Source organism: Candidatus Eremiobacteraceae bacterium (genome assembly GCA_036511855.1).
Taxonomy (GTDB): domain Bacteria; phylum Vulcanimicrobiota; class Vulcanimicrobiia; order Eremiobacterales; family Eremiobacteraceae; genus JABCYQ01.
In genome coordinates this window covers 1-18328 of record DATCBN010000107.1, presented here as the reverse complement: position 1 = coordinate 18328, position 18328 = coordinate 1, and the positions used below count along the sequence as shown (strand labels likewise).

The window sequence follows — 18328 nt, the reverse complement described above, 5'->3', positions numbered from 1 at the left end:
ATTGCGCCGATTTTGCGCGCGTGCTGGGGTGTCCTGGGGATGTTCGCGAGGGCAACGGCCGCGGTCGCAGCGAACCATCGGTCATGCTCATCGCTCCCATCGCGATCGCTTTCGCGATTCGGTTTGGTTCGCCACTTTCGCCGGCGCCGGGAGCATCCGCGCCGTCGAATCTTTCCTTGCCCACGCCTTCGACACTATTCCAACGCCATTCCCGCGCTTACGGGCTGCTGCCGCTCGGCGGCATTCGTTGGTCGGGCACGCTCACGTCGGGCGATACGCAAGCCACGTACGAAGTCGTCGCGGACTCCACTGGCCACTACCGCCAAGACTCGAACTTGCCGCTCTCGACCCACGCCGAGGGCGATGACGGCAACGTATATTGGCAACAGGACGAAAACGGGAACGTGACCTCCGTTCCAGCCACCTCCCATCACGGCGCGGTAAGCCGGCTTCTGCGGCTCAACGACTACAAATTCGACGTTGCCGGGGCGACCGTCGCGGGCATCATGAACATCGACGGTCACCTGGCCTACGCCGTGCATGCCCGGATCGGCGCAACCGACGCGGTCCTCTATATCGATGTGGCGTCGGCGCTCGTGGACGGCGGCGACTTCGGCTCGCGCACGGTCCGTTATCACGCGTACAAGCGATTCGAGGGCGTGCCGGTGCCGACTCAGGCGATCGACGATGACGGAACGACGAGCACCACCACAACAGTGGATAGCGTGCAGTTCGCGACCCACACCAGCGCCGCCACGTTCGCCGCGCCGACGCAACGCGAACCGGACATGCCCGCTGGAGTCAGTCAGATCACCGTACCGTTCGAATCGGAGCGCGGTCTCATCGAGCTGGACTGCCGCATCAACGACAAGCCGGTGAAGCTGCTATTGGACTCGGGCTCGTCGACCAATGTGATCGATTCCAGCTCGGCAACCCGCCTCGGCATGCCGACGGGCGGCGTCGCCAAGATAAACGCTGCCAGCGAACTCGACGGAACGATCACGCGCGCCGACAAGCTCACGGTTGGCGACGCGACGTTTCATGACTTCGTGATGGAGGCGGTGCCGCTCAATCTACCGCGCGCGCTCGCGCAAGATCACATCGACGGCATCATCGGCTACGATGTGCTCGCGCAGTTAGTCGCGCGCATTTCCTATTACAATAACAACGTGCAGTTCACGTTGCCGACCGCGTTCAAGTATTCGGGGACCGGCGCTGTGATGCCGATGACGATCACGAACCGCGTTCCCCGAATCGACGCGAAGCTGGGCCGCAGCCACGACGCGGTGACCTTGACCGTCGATACCGGCAGCGACGGCGCGCTCGTCCTCTATCGGTCGTACGCCGATTCGCACGCCGACGATTTCGAAACCTTGAGTCTCGGCAATATGGACCCCATGGATTCGCGCGTGACCAGAGGCCCGGACCTGGCTTCGCCGATCAAACCCGCGGTCGACAGCGCAAGTGGAGCGGGCGGCGGCGATATCCCCGTGCGGCTCGCGACCATCTCGCGGATGGACCTCGGACAATTCTCCATCGTCGATCTGTTCACACAGGTAGTTCTTCGTTCAACCGGTGCGTTCGCCCCGACCCAATCCGACGGCATCCTTGGCGCCGGCGCCCTTTCGAAATTCGGCGCCGTGTTCCTGGACTATCCGAACACGCGGGTCATTCTCGAGAAGTAGCGGCGCCGTCGTTAGCGCGCTACCGTGAAGAGCGTCGTTTCGTCCACGAAACACAGCCCGTTCCCGTAAGGATCCACCACGTAAAACGATCGCTCTCCCCACGGCCGCGTCACGATATCGCCGGCCGCGTCGCCATGTACCTTCTCTTTCGACAAGCAGTCCAGTGCACTTGCGCTGGACGACGATCACGCCGTACAGTATCAGGTCCCAAAGCGTGAGCGAGCGAGTGAGGCGTGTCGGTGCAGGGGCGGCAGCCGTGTCAGTCGCCATTCTCTAGTCAACGCCTTTCGATGAGCGCCTTCGCAATGGCCCGTGGCTTGTCGCTGTCGACCTGCCGCGATCGTGCCGCGTACAGCGCCAACAATTGCGCCGTGACGAGCCACGCAAGCGTGTTGTATGGATCGTCGACAACGGGTCCCAAGCATGGCACGTCGTCGATTGTCTCCGTGCCGATAAGGTAGCGTAGTGCTTCCGTCGACCTGATCTCTCGCATCGGCGCGGCGACGGTTCGCAAAGCGTCGCGATCCACGATGCCGATGACGGCCGACGACGCATCGATCATCGCGATGCTGCCGTGGCGGAACTCGCCGGCCGCAAACCCCTCTGCGTGCAGGTAGCTCGCTTCTTTGATCTTGAGGGCAGTTTCGCGTGCGATCGGCTAGCCATAGTCCGATCCCAGAACCGCGACGCTGCGGCGCAAGGCGATCCTGCGTGCGGCGCGAGCGACGTCGTCGAGTTTGGGACCATCCATCCAGGCACGCACCGCAGTTGCGACATGCAATAACACGCCGGCATTTCGGCTCTCGTCCGCGACTGCGATTGAGGCTGCGTGCAGCAAGACTGCGACCGTGGCTGTGACGCTTTTGGTGGCGGGGACGGCGACTTCCCGGCCTGCGCCGACGTCGATGGTGACGTCCGCGCGCGTAGCAAGTGGTGATTCTGCCGTATTGGTGAGCGCGATAAGGCGCCGCGGCGCCAACACGTCGAGCGCTTCAAGCAGGTCGGTGGAGCCGCCGCTTTGCGAGATGGCCACGACCGTAAGGCCTTCATAGGCATTGTGATCGAGCTGCGCTTCGGTGGCCGCGAGCGCGTGCGCACGGATGCCCCGCCTGCGCAGCGCGAGCGCGCCCAACTCGGCGACGAACAACGAGCTGCCGCTGCCGACCAAGACTATGTCGTTGTCGAATGCGCCCGCCAACTCTTTTGCTTGGCTGCCTGCGGCGATTCGTTCCCATACGCCGGGCTGCTCGCGTATCTCGCGCTCGAAGTGGACACCCAGCGTTTCCGCCATGACGGGCCGTTAGTGCGGCGGCCCGATGTTTCCCTTGTTTGCATTTTTGTTGTAGGCGGGTGAGCAACCCGTACTAGGGTGAGCAACGCTCACCCATTTTTTGGGCAAGCGATGCTTGCCCTAGTACAGCGGTCCTCCTACATATTAAAACGGCCGAGCGATGCTCGCCCTAGTACGGTTTCCCCGCGGCGCGACTCTCGACGAACGTAGAAATCCGCTCCATCTCGTCGTCCGTGAGATGGATGAATGCGACGCCGAACTCGCCGACTTTGGTCGTTCGCGCGACGTTGGCATGAACGTTGATGGTGGCGTCGACGTCGATCGGCAGATGGATGACGATCTCGGTGTCGTTGGCGAGCGGAACATCGGTGAGCAGCAAGACGCCGCCCATTGAGATGTTGTCGACCGTCGCCGCACAGATGCGGCCTGTGCTCTTGATGCTCAACGTCACCGGAAGCGAAATGTTGAATCGCGGTGAGTGGCGGCGATCGGAAGTGGGTTTACCGGTCAATTCGTCTGCTCGATGGTGTCCACGACCCAATCCGACGACGACGTGCGTGCATACGACCCGCAGTAATCGCATTTGCCGCCGCTCGTGTGGAACGGCGCGCCGCAATTCGGGCACGTGGCGGCCGTTGTCGTGGCGCCGACGACGGATTTCGCGTCGGCACGGCGGATGAAATCCCAAATCTCCGTAAAGGTCTGCTGGTAGCGATCGCCCGAGACGACTTGTCTCGTATGGTCGTCGATCGTATAGTCGGTCATGCTCACGGTGAACGCGACGGCGATCGAATCGAATGCCGAGCCGGGATGCGCATCCACGATGCGCGCGCTGCCGATGACGATGTTCTCGAGCACGTCGATCTGATGCGCCGCGATGAGCTGGTCGGTCTGCATCTTGTGGCGCTCGTAGAGCGCGTCGCTCATGACGTCGCGCGCGAGATCCTGATTGCGCGCCGTCCACGCTTGCTGCAGTTTGAAAAACGCCGTTTGCGCACGGTCCAAGAAAGCTCGCTCGTCGAAGTTGGCATCGTGCAGTTTGATGGCGCCGAGGCCGGCGTCGATCGCGCTTTGATCGAAGGTTCTCGCCGGCGCGGGCGGGTCCATCAACGCAGACGCATGCATTCCCGGATTTGGCGTGCTCGCGCCGAAGGCCATGTTGACCGCGCGGCTTCGCCGGGAGACGATCCATAGGATGAACAGGACGACGAAAACTCCGCCAAAACCGCTGCCGTGCCCGAGGAATAACAACGGCCACAGACTCCACAGGCCGAAGCCGTCGCCGCCGATATCGACGCCGCCTCCGCCAAAGCCTTGGCCGCCGCCCGCCCGGGCCAAAGCAACGGCTGGACCTGCAACGGCGAGCGCGCAGATAATCGAAGCATATGCATACGGACGTAAGTGTTTCATTGCCATGTCGACTGAGTCTACTGCGGAATCGCGGCCGAGGTTACGAACTTCGGGGAAAAAACGTCCCGGCCTTTGGACTATCCGGCCTCTTTTGAAGAAGTTAGCCTGCGGAAGGGGCTGCATGAGCACGTTCCCGCTCGAGCCATCAACCTTTGAGCGACTTCCGTCGCGGCCCCTTCGCTCCGGCAAGCCGCCGCACGGTGACAAGATTTTCGCGGTCGAGTTCCGGCGTTTTCGGCGTCTCGCAGATACCGGCGGCGTGCGAGAGCGACTTCGTACGGAGAATAGCTTTGAAGCCGCGATCGCCAATGCGTCCTTTGCCGACATGCCAGTGGCGGTCGCGTCGTCCGCCGAGATCGACTTCCGTATCGTTGAGGTGCAACGCACGCACGTTCGCGAGACCGATGTGTTTTTCGACCAACGCAAGAAATGTCTTAACGCCGGCCGGTGTCGAGAGATCGTAACCGGCCGCCCACGCATGCGCGGTGTCGAGACAGACGCCCACGCGTTTGCTCTTCGCCGCGGCGACGATCTCACCGAGTTCTTCCATAGTTCCGCCGCAAAGACTGCCGGCGCCCGCCGAATTCTCCAGCAGCAGCATCGGACCCGCCTTCGCGCTTTTGATAAGCCGTGCCACCGCGTCGCAGACGCGCGCCAACCCGACGCCGCGATCTTGCTTGCCGTAACTGCCGAGATGTGTGTTCACGTATTCGATGCCGGCGCTGGCCGCGACGCTTAAATCGTTTGCGACGAGCTTCTCGCTGCTCGCGCGCAGCGTCTTGTTGTCGGTGGCGAGGTTGACGAGATACGACGTATGGATGACGGTCGGGTAGATGTCGTTCGCGCGCCGTTGCGCGGCGAACGCATCCCATGAGCCGGCGTCGTAAGCGCCGATCTTGAACGCTCGAGGATTGCCCGCGAATATTTGGATGCACTCGCAGCCTGCCGCCGTGGCCTCTGCCACCGTTCCGGCGAATTTGCCTGCGATGCCCACATGAACGCCGAACCTCATATTATCGCTTCCTCGCCAGAAATAGATATTGCAGAGCTTTCACGGCGAACGATCCGCCGGGCGCCATTTCGGCGACGTCCTTTTGCAGCCGCGTCAAGAACTCCGCGCGCCTATCGCCCAACTGGAACCGCGCGATCTCGCGCGATGAGTGATAGCCGACGAACGACTCGACGGTGAACGAGAGCTCGAGCGGCAGGCGCCATTGCTCGTGATCGCGCAACGCACGACGCTCGGACCAGAATTCTTCGAATCGATCGGTCAACGAACGCGAAACATTGTACGGATCATCGCGGCCGGAGATCTCGCGCATCAGCTCGACGGCGCGCGTTTCGAACGGGTCGTCCGGCAGCGCGTGCTTCCAATAGAGCGCGACCGCGCCGCCGCGCTTTAACACCCGCGCGATCTCTCCAAGGCTCTTGGGAGCGTCGAACCAGTGAAATGCCTGTGCGCACGAAACGAGTTCGAACGCACCATCGGCGAACGGCAGCGCCTCGGCGCGGGCTTCGTAAAACGTGCAGTCACCGTCGACGCTTTGGCGCGCTTGCGCGAGCATCCCGGCTGCGATGTCGACGCCGCTGACCGCATAACCGTGCGCCGTCAATCCCGCGGTGCTGAGTCCCGTGCCGCAGGCGAGATCGAGCGCGCGAAGGCTCGCCGGTCGCGCGTCGATGGAATCGTCAGCCAGCGACGCGCGCGCGAACGACGCTATCGTGTCGAAAAGATCGTCACCGTACGATGTCCGATACGCCGCGTATTGCTTTGCAAGTGACGAAAAGTCGGAACGGTGCGCGGCGGCCTTCGTCAATCCGGGTCGGAGAGCGCGCGTTCGAGTTCGTGCGAGACGTCGTCGCTGAGCTTTGCATCGCCCATGGCGGAGACATCGTCCTCATGGCCTTCAACGGCATCGTGGATTTGTGCCATGGCTTGCTCGCGCCCTTCGGGCAACGGAAGTTGTATGACCCTGCCGTCCACGCGCTTCGGCGCGCTGTCGGGCAGCGGCGGCAAATCGTCGAGCGACTGCAAATCGAACGATTCGAGAAAGAACTCAGTGGTGCCGTAGAGGATCGGACGCCCTACGACTTCCTTGCGGCCAAGCTCTTGGACGAAGTCGCGCTGCTCGAGCGTGCTCATGACGCTGTCGGAGATGACGCCGCGCAGACCTTCGACTTCGGCGCGGGTTACGGGCTGCAGATACGCGACGATAGCGAGCGTCTCTAGCGCCGCGGGCGAAAGATGATTCTTCGGAGGCAGCAAAAAGCGTTCGACGTCTTCTCTACACGCCGGATTGGCGGTCAGGCGCCAGCCGCCACCTACTTCGCGCAGCGTCATGCCGCGATCGCGCATGAACTCCGCGAGATCGGCGAGCGCGGCTTTGATCGCGCCGGGCTCGGCGTCGGTGGCCGCACACAAATCCTTGAGCGTTGCCGGCTCGCTCGCGACGAAGAGCACCGCTTCGAGGCGGCTACGCAGACTGGGCAAGGTCGTCGACCGCACCTTTCGGCATTGGCGTGAACACGATGTCGTCGAACAGTTTCGACTGTTCGTAGCGGACTTTGCGCGCCCGGATCAGCTCGAGCACGGCGAGAAATGTGACGACGATTTCCAGCGGCGCGCAGCCGGCGACGAGTTCGGTGAAGGTCAGGCTCTCACGCTCGCGCACCAAGCGCAGCACGTAGTTCATCTTGACGACGACCGAGAACGCCTCGCGCTTGAGCACGGCCGGACGCACTTCGGCGTTTTCCAACGCCCGCATGAACGCCGCGGCGAGCGTCTTCGAATCGAGGACGTAACGCTGCACCAGACCTTCGAGTTCGAACGCTTCCGCGGGCCGCGGATAATAGGCCGCAGCGGTTTCCATGCGCTCGCGCAAGTGGCCGCCTGCATCTTTGAAGTGCCGGTACGCGATGAGCCGTTGCCGCAACGCTTCTTCGGCGATGGCCGCATCGTCGGTGAAATCCTGATCGAACGGCGGCGGCGGCGGCGGCACCAATTTCTTCGATTTGATGAAGATGAGCGTGGCGGCGATGACGAGATATTCGCTCGCGATGCCGATATCCAGCGCTTCCATCAACGAGAGATACGAAAGATATTGCTCGCACACCGAAGCCAGGCTGACCTGCGTGATGTCGAGATCTTGCTGCAGCACGAGTTGGAGAAGTAGATCGAGGGGCCCGTCGAAGACGTCGAGTTTGACCAGCAGTGCCGGCTTGGCGGATGCGGTAGGCGCTGTCGTCACTACCAGGATATCGATTCGCTCCCGTCGTGCTAGTGGCTGATGGTGAGTTTCCCGACCGTCACGCTTCCGCCCTGCGGCAAGACCTCGATGTAGATCTGGCCGCGCGCCAATGCGATCGGGTTGCCCACGTCGTCCACGATTTCCGGCGGCGCGTCCGGACCGGTCGCGATCCAGTGCGCCGCTTCAACGCGATCGGGCCGCACGACCTCGGCGGGAAAATCGCCGTAGACCGACATGGCGAGATCGCCGAGATTGTCGAGCACTTGCGCCGGAATCCAAATCGCGATGATGTCGGAGACTTGGTATGGGCGCGAGTCGTCGCGATCGTGCTGCACGTCGCCCGAGATCGAGCGCTCGAACGCAAACCCCGACCTGCGGTAGTCGACCTGGTAGTGCATCCAGAACGAGACGATGGCCGAGTTCACGATCGGCGGTCTCATATAGTCGAAATCGAACTCGGGCTGCTTGAATGCGCTGTCGGGCCAGCCGTGATTTGGGGCGGCCGCCCGCAGTCTCGTGACCGACGTGTACAAATTGTGTGGCATTTCGCGGGTGTTGTCGCGCCAAAACGCCTCCGGCGTACCCACGATCTCTTCCATATCCGCGAAGCCGTCGGCGCGCAGCAGCTTGAGGGGGCCCCAAACGTCGTCGTTCTCGCCCGCATGGGCGAAAAGCGCGTTGTAGGGGCGGGCAAGCTCCACGAAATACGTCCGGGCCGATCTCACCGGCCCTATCTTGGCCGGCTTGGACGTCAAGTAGAGCGCCATATAGCGCGTGATGCCGCCTTCGGCCTCGACCTCGTAGACGATTTCGGCGTCGTGCAGGCCGCTCTGCGGCCGCGCGTCGATAGGATAGTTGTCGATCATCACGGCGGCGATGCGATGCTTGAGTGTGGGTGGATCGACCAGCACGCCGTCGAGCGGGTCCACGGCGAGAATCTTCGGCCTTGGCGTCGGCGAGGGCTTCGGCACCGGCGGCGCCGCATGCCGGGCGCACCCTGCGATTGCGAGTACGACCGCCGCACACAGCGTGAGCGGCGCGAGCCCGAGCCGAGCGCTCAAGGTCCCCTTCAAAAGCCTAGATCGCCCGCCGGATTCTCCGCGACGATCGTGCGCGCCATCTCGATCAACCGCCGCTCGTTGCGATGCGTCATGATCTCCGGCATCTCATCGAGTTTCGCCCACGCGGTTTCGTCGACTTCGCCTTCCTGTGGCTTGGGCTTGCCGGTCACATAGCGCATCAGGAAGAAGTGCACGATCTTGCTGTGCTTGACGTCGCGGCTATAGAACCAATAGCGGATGTCGGAGAGTTTCGAGACGATGGTGGCTTGGACGGCCGTCTCTTCGTGGACCTCGCGGACGGCCGCTTGCTCGATGGTCTCGTCCGCCTCGACGTGCCCTTTGGGCAACGACCAGATGCGCGGCGTGTTGCGCCCGATCAAAAGACCAGAATACGTGCCGTTTTCGCGCATGAGCACGAGCCCGCCGGCCGAGCGTTCGTGCTTGATCCGAGGCGACCGGCGCGAGGCGGGCGCGGCTACTTTTCGCCGGTCCAACGCAACCCGATGCCTTTATTGGCAAGCCGCCCGACTTGCGCTTCGTCCACCCGGCGGACGTAGGTGTGCAATGGAAGCTCCTGCATCGACGCCGGATCGTCGTGCGCTTGCTTGACCAAAGCGCGCAGCGTCTCGCAAAATGCGTCGAGCGTTTGCTTGGTCTCGGTCTCCGTGGGCTCGATCATGAGGCATTCGGGCACGACGTGCGGCCAGTACATCGTGGGCGCGTGCACGCCCGCGTCGAGCAGTCCTTTGGCGAGGTCGAGCGCACGCGCGCCCGTCTCTTTCTTGAGCGACTCCGCCGAGCAGACGAATTCATGCCGGCAGTAGTCGCTGTACGGCACCGTGAGGATATCTTTCACTTTCGCGCGCACGTAATTGGCGTTCAATACCGCGAGCTCGCTGTTGCGCTTCAAACCTTCCGCACCATGGACGATGATGTACGCATACGCGCGCACCAGCGCGATGAAGTGCGACGCGAAGACGCGCACGGGGCCGACGGATTTCGGCTCTGCTTCCTGCAGCGAGAAAAGCCCGTCGGCGTCTTTGCCGACGCGGGGAACCGGCAGATACGGGGCAAGACGTGCCGACGCGCCGACCGGGCCCGCGCCGGGACCGCCGCCGCCATGCGGCACGGAAAACGTCTTGTGCAGGTTGAGGTGCATGAGATCGAAGCCCATGTCGCCCGGGCGGCAGAGGCCCACGATGGCATTGGCATTCGCGCCGTCGTAGTACATGAGACCGCCGGCGTCGTGCACCGCTTTAGTCATCTCGATGATATCGTCTTCGAACAGACCGAGCGTGTTCGGGTTGGTCATCATGCAGACGGCCACGGTGTCGTCGAGCGCTGCACGAAGTGCCACGATATCGGTGCGGCCCTTCGGCGTGGACGGTATCGCTACGACTTTGTAGCCCACCATCGCCGCACTCGCGGGATTCGTGCCGTGCGCCGTGTCGGGCACGATGCAGGTGAGGCGCTTGTCGTCGCCGCGATCGCGATGGTAGGCCCTCGCCATGAGCATCGCGGTGAGCTCGCCATGAGCGCCCGCACACGGCATGAGCGAAAACGCTTCCATGCCGAAAAGGCTGGACAACGTGCGCTCTAACGTCCACATGAGCTCGAGCGCGCCTTGCGCGGTGGCGTCGGGTGCGAGCGGATGGAGATCGGTGAAACCGGTGAACGCCGCTACCGCCTCATTCAGCTTCGGATTGTACTTCATAGTGCACGATCCAAGCGGATAGAAATTCGTGTCCACCGAGAAATTGCGGTGCGAAAGCGCCACGAAATGGCGCGTCACTTCAAATTCGGCGAGATCCGGCAACGGCAAGTCGGCACGCAGCAGACCGGCATCCAAGTAGTCGGACGGCGTGCCCGCGGGCGCGACGAAATCGCTTCCCCGGCCGGGCGCGCCCTGGTCAAACAGCAGCGACAGCATTGTCGATCTCCGTTGCAAGCGCTCCGGCGAAGCGGGCGATGTCGTCTGCCGACGTGAGTTCGGTGGCGCACAGAAGCAGCGATTGCGGCATGTCGGGATACCAACGCGAAAGGTCCACCCCTGCGAGGATACCGCGCCGGACCATGCGCTCCGTGAGCAGTGCAGCCGGCAAGGGCGTGTGCACGACGAACTCGTTGAAGAACGGCGCGCTCCCGGCGGGGCGCATGCCCGGCACGGTCAGCACCGCGGCGCGAAGCTCGCGCGCGCGTGCCATGTTCGCCGCCGCGATCGAGCGCAAGCCGTGCGCGCCCACCGTCGCAAGATATATAGTAGCGAAGAGCGCGCACAGCGCTTGATTAGTGCAGATGTTGGATGAAGCCAGCTCGCGCCGGATGTGCTGCTCGCGCCCTTGCAGCGTCAACACATATGCTTTGCGGCCGTCGACGTCGTGGGTCTCGCCCACCAAACGTCCGGGAAGCCGGCGCACGTGCTGTTTTGTGGTGGCGACGAATCCCACGTAAGGACCGCCGTAGCCCACGGGCAGCCCGAACGACTGCGCTTCACCCACCGCGATATCGGCGCCGCATTCCGCTGGCGTTTTGAGCGCGCCCAGCGACATCGCCTCGACGATCACTTGGATGGTGAGCGCACCTGCGGCCCCGGCAAGCGCGGCCGCCCCGGCCACGTCTTCGATGCACCCGAAGAAATTCGGACTTTGCACGATGATGGCACCGGCGCCGGCGACGAGATCTTTGACGGCCGCCGACTTCATGTCGACCAACAGGTCTTCACCAACCGGAAGCTCGACAACCTCGATGCCCATGCCGCGCGCGTACGTGTCGAGCACGGCGCGATAGCCCGGATGCACCGAGCGGCTAATTGCAACGCGCCGCCGGCCGGTAGCCTGCGACGCCATGATGACGCCTTCAACCAGCGCGGTCGATCCGTCGTACAGCGACGCGTTGCTCACGTCGAGCCCGGTGAGCAAGCAGATGTAGGTCTGCCACTCGAAGATCGCTTGTAGACTTCCCTGGCTTGCTTCTGCCTGATACGGCGTGTATGCCGTGATGAATTCCGAACGCGTGGCGAGGTACGGTACTGCCGGCGGCTGATAATGGCGGTACGCGCCGGCGCCGATGAAGCTCGTCATGCGCGCGCCGAGATTGTTGTTCGCCAGTTCGGTCAGATGCGCGAACGCCAGTGCTTCAGGCAGCGCCGGCGCGACATCGAACGCACCTTTGACCTCGAGACCCTTCGGCGGCGCCGCAAGCGACGCAAGCGACGGCGCCCCGATGACGTCGAGCATCTCCCGAACGTCGCGGTCGGTGTGAGGTGCATGCATGGCTGGTCGTTGGTATCCTTATCTGTTCCGGTGGCCCTTGATCGTCCGGGAATCTAGTGATCTTCGCTCTTCAAAAACTGTTCGTACGACGCCGCGTCGAGAAGCGATTTTGCCTCATCCGCGTTTGTGATCGTGATCTTCGCCAGCCAACCCGTTCCGTACGGATCGGCGTTGACTTTGGCCGGATCGTCCTCCACGGCGCCGTTCACCTCGGTGACGGTTCCCGATATCGGGGCGTAGATATCCGAGACGGCTTTCACGGACTCGATGACGCCGATCGGCTTGCCCTGCGCGAGAGTTGCGCCGGGCTTCGGCAGCTCGACGTAGACGATGTCGCCGAGCGCCGACTGCGCGTGATCGGAGATGCCGATCGTCGCGTTCGCGCCGTCGATCTTCACCCATTCGTGTTCCTTAGTATAAAGGCGGTCGGTGGGAGCGGGCAATTCGGTGTCTCCTTTTATTTTTTCCGCTTGTAGAATGGAAGGGGCACCACCTGGCAGCCGTGCCGCTGACCGCGGATCTCGACCTCCAATTCCGTCCCCGCCGACGCCGCTTCGGCAGTGACGAGCACCGTCCCGATATTCTTGCCCCCTAGGCTGGGTGCCGGCGAGCCGCTGCGGACCTCGCCGACGCGGACACCGTCGAGGAAGACCGGGTATCCCGCGCGTGCGGGTGCTCGGCCGGCCATGATGATGCCGGCGATGCGAGGGTAAAGCTGATCGGCCGCCTGCGCGGCTAGTGCGTCTCTGCCGCGGAATTGCTTACCGAGTTTGACGACCCAATCCAACCCCGCTGAAAGTGGCGAGATGTCTTCTTCCAACTCGTGGCCATACAGCGGCATCCCGGCCTCAAGCCGTAAGACGTCGCGCGCGCCAAGTCCGGCGGGCATCATGCCGACGCGGCCCGCGTCTGTCATAAGCCGCTGCCATAATTCTTCCGCGGCATCGGCCGCCACGAACAATTCGAAGCCGTCTTCGCCGGTGTAGCCCGTACGCGCGATCTCGGCGGGGATTTCGGCGACCTTGCCTTCAGCGGCGTAGTAGTATTTCATGGCCGAAAGATCGACGCCGGTGAATGTCTGCAGCAGCTCGTACGATCGCGGCCCCTGCAGCGCGATAAGTGCGGACCGCGGTGTCCGGTTCTCGATCGTCACACCGTCGGGAACGTTCTTCGAGAGCGCCGCCCACATCTTCGGTGCGTTCGAGGCGTTGACGACGACTAGCCATCGGCCGTCGAGCCGGTAGATGATGGCATCGTCCATCGCGCCGCCGAGATCGTTCGTGAAGATATTGTAGCGGGCTTGATTGGCTTTCATCGTCTCGACGTCGTTGCACGTCAGCGAATCCAGCCACCGCGCGGCGCCCTCGCCCCTGACGACGAACTGGCCCATATGCGAAAGATCGAAGAGACCGACCGCTCCGCGAACGGCGTTATGCTCCTCGATGATCCCCGAGTAAGAGATGGGCATAAGAAAGCCCCCGAACGGGGACATTTTTGCACCCAGGCTGACGTGGACATCGTATAGGGGTGTCCGCGCTACGTCGGCGTCTACGGTCACGCGCGTTGGTTCGCTCAGGTGGCGAATGCGTCCTAGTGACGCTGCGGTGCGCAAAGCTCAACCCGCGTGCCAACCGAGGATTTTGGCGGCGAGCGCCGTTCGCGACCGGACGCCGAGCTTTGCGAATATTCGCTTGAAATGATCTTCGACCGTATATTCGGTGAGGAAGAGCTGGTCGGCGATGCGGCGGTTTGAGTAGCCGTAGAGCACGAGCATCACCACTTCGCACTCGCGCGGGCTCAAGGCGTACCGCTCGAGATTGTGTTGAACGGCGTCCTTACGTTCGACTCGCTCGAAGACCAGCAGGAGGTGGCGGCCCGCGGAGCCGTCTAGGAGGCAGGCCCTGACGCAGTTGTCGATCGTCAGCAAGGCCACGGTCGAGGTATCGAGCCGGTCCCGCACCCGGGCTCGCAGCTCCGGAACGAGTGCCTTCAATATAGGTGACAGCTCGCCGCCGTTGCCGGCCAGTTCCGCGCCGGCGACTTCCCGCATCAGCTTCATCGCCCGGTCGTTGACCAACACGATGCGATCGTCTGCATCGACCACGATCACCGCCGGCATTTGGCGGTGCTGCGCGGCCCCGATTGGGACAGATGACGGTCGATCCGCTGGGGTCGGGGACCCTGGGTTCAAATCAGGCAAAAAAAATTCTCGTCCATTTCGAGGAGTAAACAAGTCCCGTCTCAAGCGTGGCGCCCTCGACGCGAAGTGAATTCCCCTTAGGTCCTATGGCGTAGCTTACAATGTTATATGGGACGTACCCTGATTCCCGGGGTGGACTACGCTTTAGGAACTATGGTATAACCCTAGGACCGGAACCGACATAAACGAGTCCGAAAGCACTACTCTAGACGTCTAGGGACTCAATACTAACCGGTCTGGTAGCGGGACCAAAAGCATTCCATGGTCCTAAGACACCTTCGTATCAGCCGACTCCACAGCTCCACCACAGGCCGGAAGGATATAGAATGGATCGCGTCCGCATTGCTATCGTCGAACAGCAAGCACTGTTCCGTAAATCGCTCTGCCAGCTCCTCGCAAAAGATGAGCGGTTCAGCATCGTCCCAGAGTGCATCGAACAGTGCGATCTGCAGCGCATAGCTGCCGCAAAACCCGACATCGTCCTTCTCGATGTGGACTTCCACAAGGGGGATCCGGTCGACGCGGTTCGCGCGCTTCGCGAGTCGCATCCGGGAGTTCGCATCTGCCTGCTTTCCATGCACGCACAGCAAGATTTGCTCTCACGAAGCCTCATATTCGGCGTCGAAGGCTACGTAATCAAAGATATCAGCCCATCCGATCTCACCCGCGCGCTGCTCATGATCCACGGCGGCGACGTCTACGTCGATCCGAGACTTGCGGGCAACATGCTGCGCCGGCTCAGCACCAAGCGCTACCGCAACGACCCCACCGAACTTTCGGAGCGCGAAACCGATGTCATCCGTCTCATCGCACTCGGACTTTCCAACAAACAGATTTCGGAAAAGTTGTTCTTGAGCGAGAAGACGGTCAAGAATCACATCAGCAGGATCTTTAGTAAGCTCAACGTCACCGCGAGAACGCAAGCAGCGATTTACGCGATAAAAAGCGGAATTGTCTAGGCAAAAGCCCCAGTTCAGTGGTAATTCGTAGGGCCGGAAGTATTACCGGCCCTTCGCATTTTCCCCGGCGTCCACATTCGAACATAGGCCCCCCGGTTAGTCCCATGAGCGTGAGTCAGGCAGCCAGACTGCAGTCCTAGACGGAACGCGCGGTAGGTGTGCGGACTGTTAGGTCGAGAGTCCGGCGCGTAAATGAGCCGCGAGTCAGACGACGTGTAGTCATCCGCATGTTATGGTGTTACGAACACTTCGGGCGAATGAGCGAGCGTCAAGCTTGCTTTTTTGGGAGCGATCGCTCGTAATCGATTATTGAGTAATGACTCCCGACCGAGATTACAGGGCACCGGCGATGGAGATCGGCGCCCGGGAAACGCGAAATGGGAAACGCGCTAAGGGTCGCGGTCATCGTTCCGCAAGGCGTGTTCAGGTCGTCGCTATGCGCGGCGCTTGAGCAGTATGGGGACGTCGAACCGTTCGGTGTACCAAATGTTCCGGATGCCGGTTTCGGCCCCGGAATAGATGCGGTCGTCCTCGACCTCGACTTCCAACCCGAGAACCACCGCGATCTCATGCGCCGCTTGCTTGGCACAGGCCAAAACCTGCGGATTTGCGTGCTCGCGTATCGCGCGCTGCCGGCCACAGTACGTCAATGCCTGAGCCTGGGCGCCGACGGCTTCTTGCTCAAAGATTGCAGCATAGAGGAGTTGCACCGCGCGGTGCTCGCCGTCGCTCGTGGTCAAGTCTACATCGATCCGAAGATTGCGAGCCTTCTGCTGAAGACGCCGGACGTCGGTCCGCCGCCGAAGCGGCCCGACCTATCCTTGCGTGAGACCGACGTTATCCGCCTGATCGCTCTTGGCCTCACCAACCGGCAGATCGCCGATAAGCTCAGCCTGAGCGAGAAGACGATCAAAAACCATATCTCGCACATCTTCCGCAAATTGAAGATAACCGCACGAACCCAAGCGGCGATTCACGCGATCTCGAACAACCTCGTCAGATAAATTCATTTGAGTAGGAGGGCAAGCATCGATTGCCCCGTCGTTTTGTTCGTAGTACGGTGACCATCCCGTACGAGGGTGAGCATCGCTCACCCACTGGGCAAGCGATGCCTGCCCTCCTACACGCCGAATTTTATTCGAAGACGCGCTTTTCCGCCGCGTATGCATCGCGCAGATAGCGGGGCAGATTGAACGCATGACGATGAGTCTGCGCATCGTAATGGCGCAGTCCGCACGCGCGCGCCAATTCGTCCGCCCGTTCCCACATGATTTCGCCGAACACATCAAGCTGGTCGGCGCACAGCGCGAAACCCCACGCGGTGTCGAACGCGGGCACGTAAGCAGTATACGGCGCCACCGCCGGCCACGCCGCGCGCAGCGTCGCGATCATCCGGGCGTGAAGCGCGAAATTGTGAGGACCGGCGGTGGATGTTTGTATCGCATACGCGCCGCCGGGAGCGAGACGAGCGCGCGTGGCGCGATAGAACGCGGCGGTGTGCAAGCCGTAAGACGGAGAATCTTCGAGCGGTTCGGTGAGATCGCTCAGCACCACGTCGAATTTCTCGGACGAACGTTCTACGTACGCTTTGGCGTCGCCGACGATGAACTCGGTGCGCGGATCTTCAAATGCGCCGGCGCTCCACTCCGGCATCAAGCGGCGACACGCTTCGACGACTTCGCCGTCGATGTCGACCATGACCACGCGGCGCATCGACGGCACGCGCAACAACTCGCGAAGCGTCGCACCTTCGCCGCCGCCGAGGATGAGCGCGGATCGGGGTGTGCCCGCCACCGCGCAGGCGGGAGCCACAAGCGATTCGTGATAGATATGCTCGTCTAGGGCGGCACTTTGCGTGTCGCCGTCGAGTACGAGCATCTTACCGAAAAGCGGGCTTTCGACTATTGCGTAGGATTGGTAGTGAGATCTGCCTTGGGCCAACGTCTGCTTTAGCGCATGGCTGTGCAGTTCTCCGTCGGCTACCTGCTCAACGTACCACTGAGAGTTTTCGGTTTTTGGCACCGGGCTCGATCCCTGTCGACTTCTTGCCGACGACGTGGCTGAACACACCCGCTTCGTCCGGCATTCCGCGCCGCACTTCGGTGGTCAGCATCTGTTTTGCTTGGAACTGCTCGGCCGCGAATCGGCATGCTTTCCAGGGATCGGTGTGGTCGCCGCACGTGTAGATGTCCATGGCTGCGTAACCGTATTCCGGCCACGTGTGGATGGACAGGTGCGACTCCGCAATAACGACGACACCGCTAACCCCCTGAGGATTAAAGCGGTGAAAGGCGGTTTGGAGGACCTCCGCGTTTGCTTCTTTCGCGGCCTTGACCAAAATGTTCGTTACTTTGTCGACGTCGCTGAGGATCTCCGGATCGCATTCAGACAGTTCGACGAGAATGTGAGTCCCAAGAGCGTTCAACCATTCAGCCCCCATGCAACCCTAGCGTTTAATTTGGGGAAGCCCCACCTCCGGTGCGGTGAACCTTGTTGCAGTCGTCCGGCCACCAAGAACAAATACTAGGGCATTTGTTCAGGTTTGTAAATAGATATTATCGCCGGCCAGCGGGACACGTTGCGTTTGACGCTCAACTGCCCCTCGTGGTACGATTGAGCGTCTGTATCGAAGCTATTCGAAAGGTCACAACCTACTCCCATGTACGCCGTCATCGAAGCAAATGGCCGACACCTCAAGGTTAAGGAAGGCGAGATTTTGCGCCTCGACCGCATCGCCGGCGACGCCGACGCGGAAATCGTGTTCGACCGCGTCGTGCTCGCGCACGACGGCAAGGACCTCATCGTCGGCTCGCCACTCGTCCAAAACGCCAGCGTGAGCGCTCGCGTCGTCCGGCAAGGCTTAGCCGCCAAGGTCATGGCTTTCCGCTACAAGCCGAAGAAGCGCGTGAGAACCCGTCATGGCCATCGCCAGCCCATCACCGAACTCCGGATTGAGAAGATCTCGCTCGCGTAAGCCCAGTCTCATCGTGCGATGCGAGCGCTCGCCGAAGGGCACGATCGTCAAGTTGACCGTCAGCGGTCATGCCGGCTTCGCCGATCGTGGCGATGATATCGTGTGCGCGGCCGCGAGTGCGCTCGTGCTGACCGCAGCGCATGGCGTCACCGCATTTTGCGGCGCGCGTGCGCTGACGCATGACGACCCGTCCGGCGATTACGTGCTCGAGGTGCCGCGCGGCGGCGG

At 62.1% G+C, this 18328-nt stretch carries 23 protein-coding genes; 5 read left to right on the top strand and 18 right to left on the bottom strand.

The features are described 5' to 3' along the window. Positions 1-83 precede the first annotated feature (83 nt). On the top strand, positions 84-1685 hold the full coding sequence (locus VII69_14145) for a retropepsin-like aspartic protease (GenBank protein ID HEY5096250.1): 1602 nt from the start codon (positions 84-86) through the stop codon (positions 1683-1685). A gap of 11 nt (positions 1686-1696) precedes the next feature. On the opposite strand, the gene VII69_14140 is transcribed toward VII69_14145, so the two are convergent. The 16 genes from VII69_14140 to VII69_14065 all read right to left on the bottom strand — a co-directional run bounded on the left by VII69_14140 (position 1697) and on the right by VII69_14065 (position 14086). Then, complete coding sequence (locus tag VII69_14140; protein HEY5096249.1) at positions 1697-1840, bottom strand: hypothetical protein; 144 nt, start codon at positions 1838-1840, stop codon at positions 1697-1699. A gap of 122 nt (positions 1841-1962) precedes the next feature. Beyond that, entirely contained in the window at positions 1963-2340 is a 378-nt protein-coding gene (locus VII69_14135) for an SIS domain-containing protein (protein ID HEY5096248.1), read from the bottom strand. Between the two features lie 3 nt (positions 2341-2343). Then, entirely contained in the window at positions 2344-2976 is a 633-nt protein-coding gene (locus VII69_14130; GenBank protein HEY5096247.1) for an SIS domain-containing protein, read from the bottom strand. A 169-nt stretch (positions 2977-3145) separates the two neighbouring features. Continuing rightward, positions 3146-3487: a PilZ domain-containing protein gene (locus VII69_14125; GenBank protein ID HEY5096246.1), complete on the bottom strand. Its 342-nt coding sequence runs from the start codon at positions 3485-3487 to the stop codon at positions 3146-3148. Then, the gene (locus VII69_14120) at positions 3484-4386 is read right to left on the bottom strand and encodes a TIM44-like domain-containing protein (protein HEY5096245.1); all 903 of its coding nucleotides are present in this window, start codon (positions 4384-4386) and stop codon (positions 3484-3486) included. The genes VII69_14125 and VII69_14120 overlap by 4 nt, the downstream gene beginning before the upstream one ends. Positions 4387-4531: 145 nt before the next feature. Beyond that, positions 4532-5398, bottom strand: a complete 867-nt coding sequence (locus tag VII69_14115; protein ID HEY5096244.1) for a deoxyribonuclease IV — start codon at positions 5396-5398, stop codon at positions 4532-4534. A gap of 1 nt (position 5399) precedes the next feature. After that, the gene (locus VII69_14110; protein HEY5096243.1) at positions 5400-6203 is read right to left on the bottom strand and encodes a methyltransferase domain-containing protein; all 804 of its coding nucleotides are present in this window, start codon (positions 6201-6203) and stop codon (positions 5400-5402) included. Further along, positions 6200-6877, bottom strand: coding sequence for an SMC-Scp complex subunit ScpB (gene scpB / locus VII69_14105; GenBank protein ID HEY5096242.1), 678 nt, complete (start codon positions 6875-6877; stop codon positions 6200-6202). The genes VII69_14110 and scpB overlap by 4 nt, the downstream gene beginning before the upstream one ends. Beyond that, positions 6861-7634 carry a segregation/condensation protein A gene (locus tag VII69_14100; protein HEY5096241.1) on the bottom strand — a complete coding sequence of 258 codons (774 nt, stop codon included), beginning with the start codon at positions 7632-7634 and terminating at the stop codon, positions 6861-6863. The genes scpB and VII69_14100 overlap by 17 nt, the downstream gene beginning before the upstream one ends. 29 nt (positions 7635-7663) lie before the next feature. Continuing rightward, positions 7664-8695: a DUF3048 domain-containing protein gene (locus VII69_14095; GenBank protein ID HEY5096240.1), complete on the bottom strand. Its 1032-nt coding sequence runs from the start codon at positions 8693-8695 to the stop codon at positions 7664-7666. A gap of 8 nt (positions 8696-8703) precedes the next feature. Beyond that, the gene (locus VII69_14090; protein HEY5096239.1) at positions 8704-9189 is read right to left on the bottom strand and encodes an NUDIX hydrolase; all 486 of its coding nucleotides are present in this window, start codon (positions 9187-9189) and stop codon (positions 8704-8706) included. Next, positions 9171-10625: an aminomethyl-transferring glycine dehydrogenase subunit GcvPB gene (gene gcvPB / locus VII69_14085; protein ID HEY5096238.1), complete on the bottom strand. Its 1455-nt coding sequence runs from the start codon at positions 10623-10625 to the stop codon at positions 9171-9173. Before gcvPB ends, VII69_14090 begins: the two co-directional genes overlap by 19 nt. Then, positions 10606-11967, bottom strand: coding sequence for an aminomethyl-transferring glycine dehydrogenase subunit GcvPA (gene gcvPA, locus VII69_14080; GenBank protein ID HEY5096237.1), 1362 nt, complete (start codon positions 11965-11967; stop codon positions 10606-10608). The genes gcvPB and gcvPA overlap by 20 nt, the downstream gene beginning before the upstream one ends. A 53-nt stretch (positions 11968-12020) precedes the next feature. After that, the gene (gene gcvH, locus VII69_14075) at positions 12021-12410 is read right to left on the bottom strand and encodes a glycine cleavage system protein GcvH (protein HEY5096236.1); all 390 of its coding nucleotides are present in this window, start codon (positions 12408-12410) and stop codon (positions 12021-12023) included. Between the two features lie 14 nt (positions 12411-12424). Further along, positions 12425-13525 carry a glycine cleavage system aminomethyltransferase GcvT gene (gene gcvT / locus VII69_14070; GenBank protein HEY5096235.1) on the bottom strand — a complete coding sequence of 367 codons (1101 nt, stop codon included), beginning with the start codon at positions 13523-13525 and terminating at the stop codon, positions 12425-12427. Positions 13526-13582: 57 nt separating this feature from the next. Then, positions 13583-14086 (bottom strand): LuxR C-terminal-related transcriptional regulator, encoded by a 504-nt coding sequence (locus VII69_14065; GenBank protein HEY5096234.1) that lies wholly within the window; start codon positions 14084-14086, stop codon positions 13583-13585. Between the two features lie 407 nt (positions 14087-14493). Between VII69_14065 and VII69_14060 the strand changes: the two genes are divergently transcribed. Then, positions 14494-15126 (top strand): response regulator transcription factor, encoded by a 633-nt coding sequence (locus tag VII69_14060; GenBank protein ID HEY5096233.1) that lies wholly within the window; start codon positions 14494-14496, stop codon positions 15124-15126. 377 nt (positions 15127-15503) lie between these two features. Beyond that, positions 15504-16130 carry a response regulator transcription factor gene (locus VII69_14055; protein ID HEY5096232.1) on the top strand — a complete coding sequence of 209 codons (627 nt, stop codon included), beginning with the start codon at positions 15504-15506 and terminating at the stop codon, positions 16128-16130. Positions 16131-16260: 130 nt separating this feature from the next. Here the strand turns inward: VII69_14055 and VII69_14050 are convergent, their stop codons facing one another. Both VII69_14050 and speD read right to left on the bottom strand, forming a co-directional pair. Next, positions 16261-17148, bottom strand: a complete 888-nt coding sequence (locus VII69_14050) for a methyltransferase domain-containing protein (GenBank protein HEY5096231.1) — start codon at positions 17146-17148, stop codon at positions 16261-16263. Continuing rightward, positions 17114-17551 (bottom strand): adenosylmethionine decarboxylase, encoded by a 438-nt coding sequence (gene speD, locus VII69_14045; GenBank protein HEY5096230.1) that lies wholly within the window; start codon positions 17549-17551, stop codon positions 17114-17116. The genes VII69_14050 and speD overlap by 35 nt, the downstream gene beginning before the upstream one ends. 234 nt (positions 17552-17785) lie before the next feature. Between speD and rplU the strand changes: the two genes are divergently transcribed. Both rplU and VII69_14035 read left to right on the top strand, forming a co-directional pair. Next, on the top strand, positions 17786-18100 hold the full coding sequence (gene rplU, locus VII69_14040; protein HEY5096229.1) for a 50S ribosomal protein L21: 315 nt from the start codon (positions 17786-17788) through the stop codon (positions 18098-18100). Beyond that, positions 18078-18328, top strand: a 251-nt coding sequence (locus VII69_14035; protein HEY5096228.1) for a ribosomal-processing cysteine protease Prp, incomplete at its 3' end; no start/stop codon positions are given. The genes rplU and VII69_14035, both read left to right, overlap by 23 nt.

What these genes read in the sequence shown, in the direction of transcription:
- VII69_14145 (HEY5096250.1), top strand. Translation starts at nt 84, where the DNA reads ATGCTCATCGCTCCCATCGCGATCGCTTTCGCGATTCGGTTTGGTTCG.
- VII69_14130 (HEY5096247.1), bottom strand. Translation starts at nt 2,976, where the DNA reads ATGGCGGAAACGCTGGGTGTCCACTTCGAGCGCGAGATACGCGAGCAG.
- VII69_14120 (HEY5096245.1), bottom strand. Translation starts at nt 4,386, where the DNA reads ATGAAACACTTACGTCCGTATGCATATGCTTCGATTATCTGCGCGCTC.
- VII69_14115 (HEY5096244.1), bottom strand. Translation starts at nt 5,398, where the DNA reads ATGAGGTTCGGCGTTCATGTGGGCATCGCAGGCAAATTCGCCGGAACG.
- gcvPB (HEY5096238.1), bottom strand. Translation starts at nt 10,625, where the DNA reads ATGCTGTCGCTGCTGTTTGACCAGGGCGCGCCCGGCCGGGGAAGCGAT.
- gcvPA (HEY5096237.1), bottom strand. Translation starts at nt 11,967, where the DNA reads ATGCATGCACCTCACACCGACCGCGACGTTCGGGAGATGCTCGACGTC.
- VII69_14065 (HEY5096234.1), bottom strand. Translation starts at nt 14,086, where the DNA reads ATGCCGGCGGTGATCGTGGTCGATGCAGACGATCGCATCGTGTTGGTC.
- VII69_14060 (HEY5096233.1), top strand. Translation starts at nt 14,494, where the DNA reads ATGGATCGCGTCCGCATTGCTATCGTCGAACAGCAAGCACTGTTCCGT.
- VII69_14055 (HEY5096232.1), top strand. Translation starts at nt 15,504, where the DNA reads ATGGGAAACGCGCTAAGGGTCGCGGTCATCGTTCCGCAAGGCGTGTTC.
- rplU (HEY5096229.1), top strand. Translation starts at nt 17,786, where the DNA reads ATGTACGCCGTCATCGAAGCAAATGGCCGACACCTCAAGGTTAAGGAA.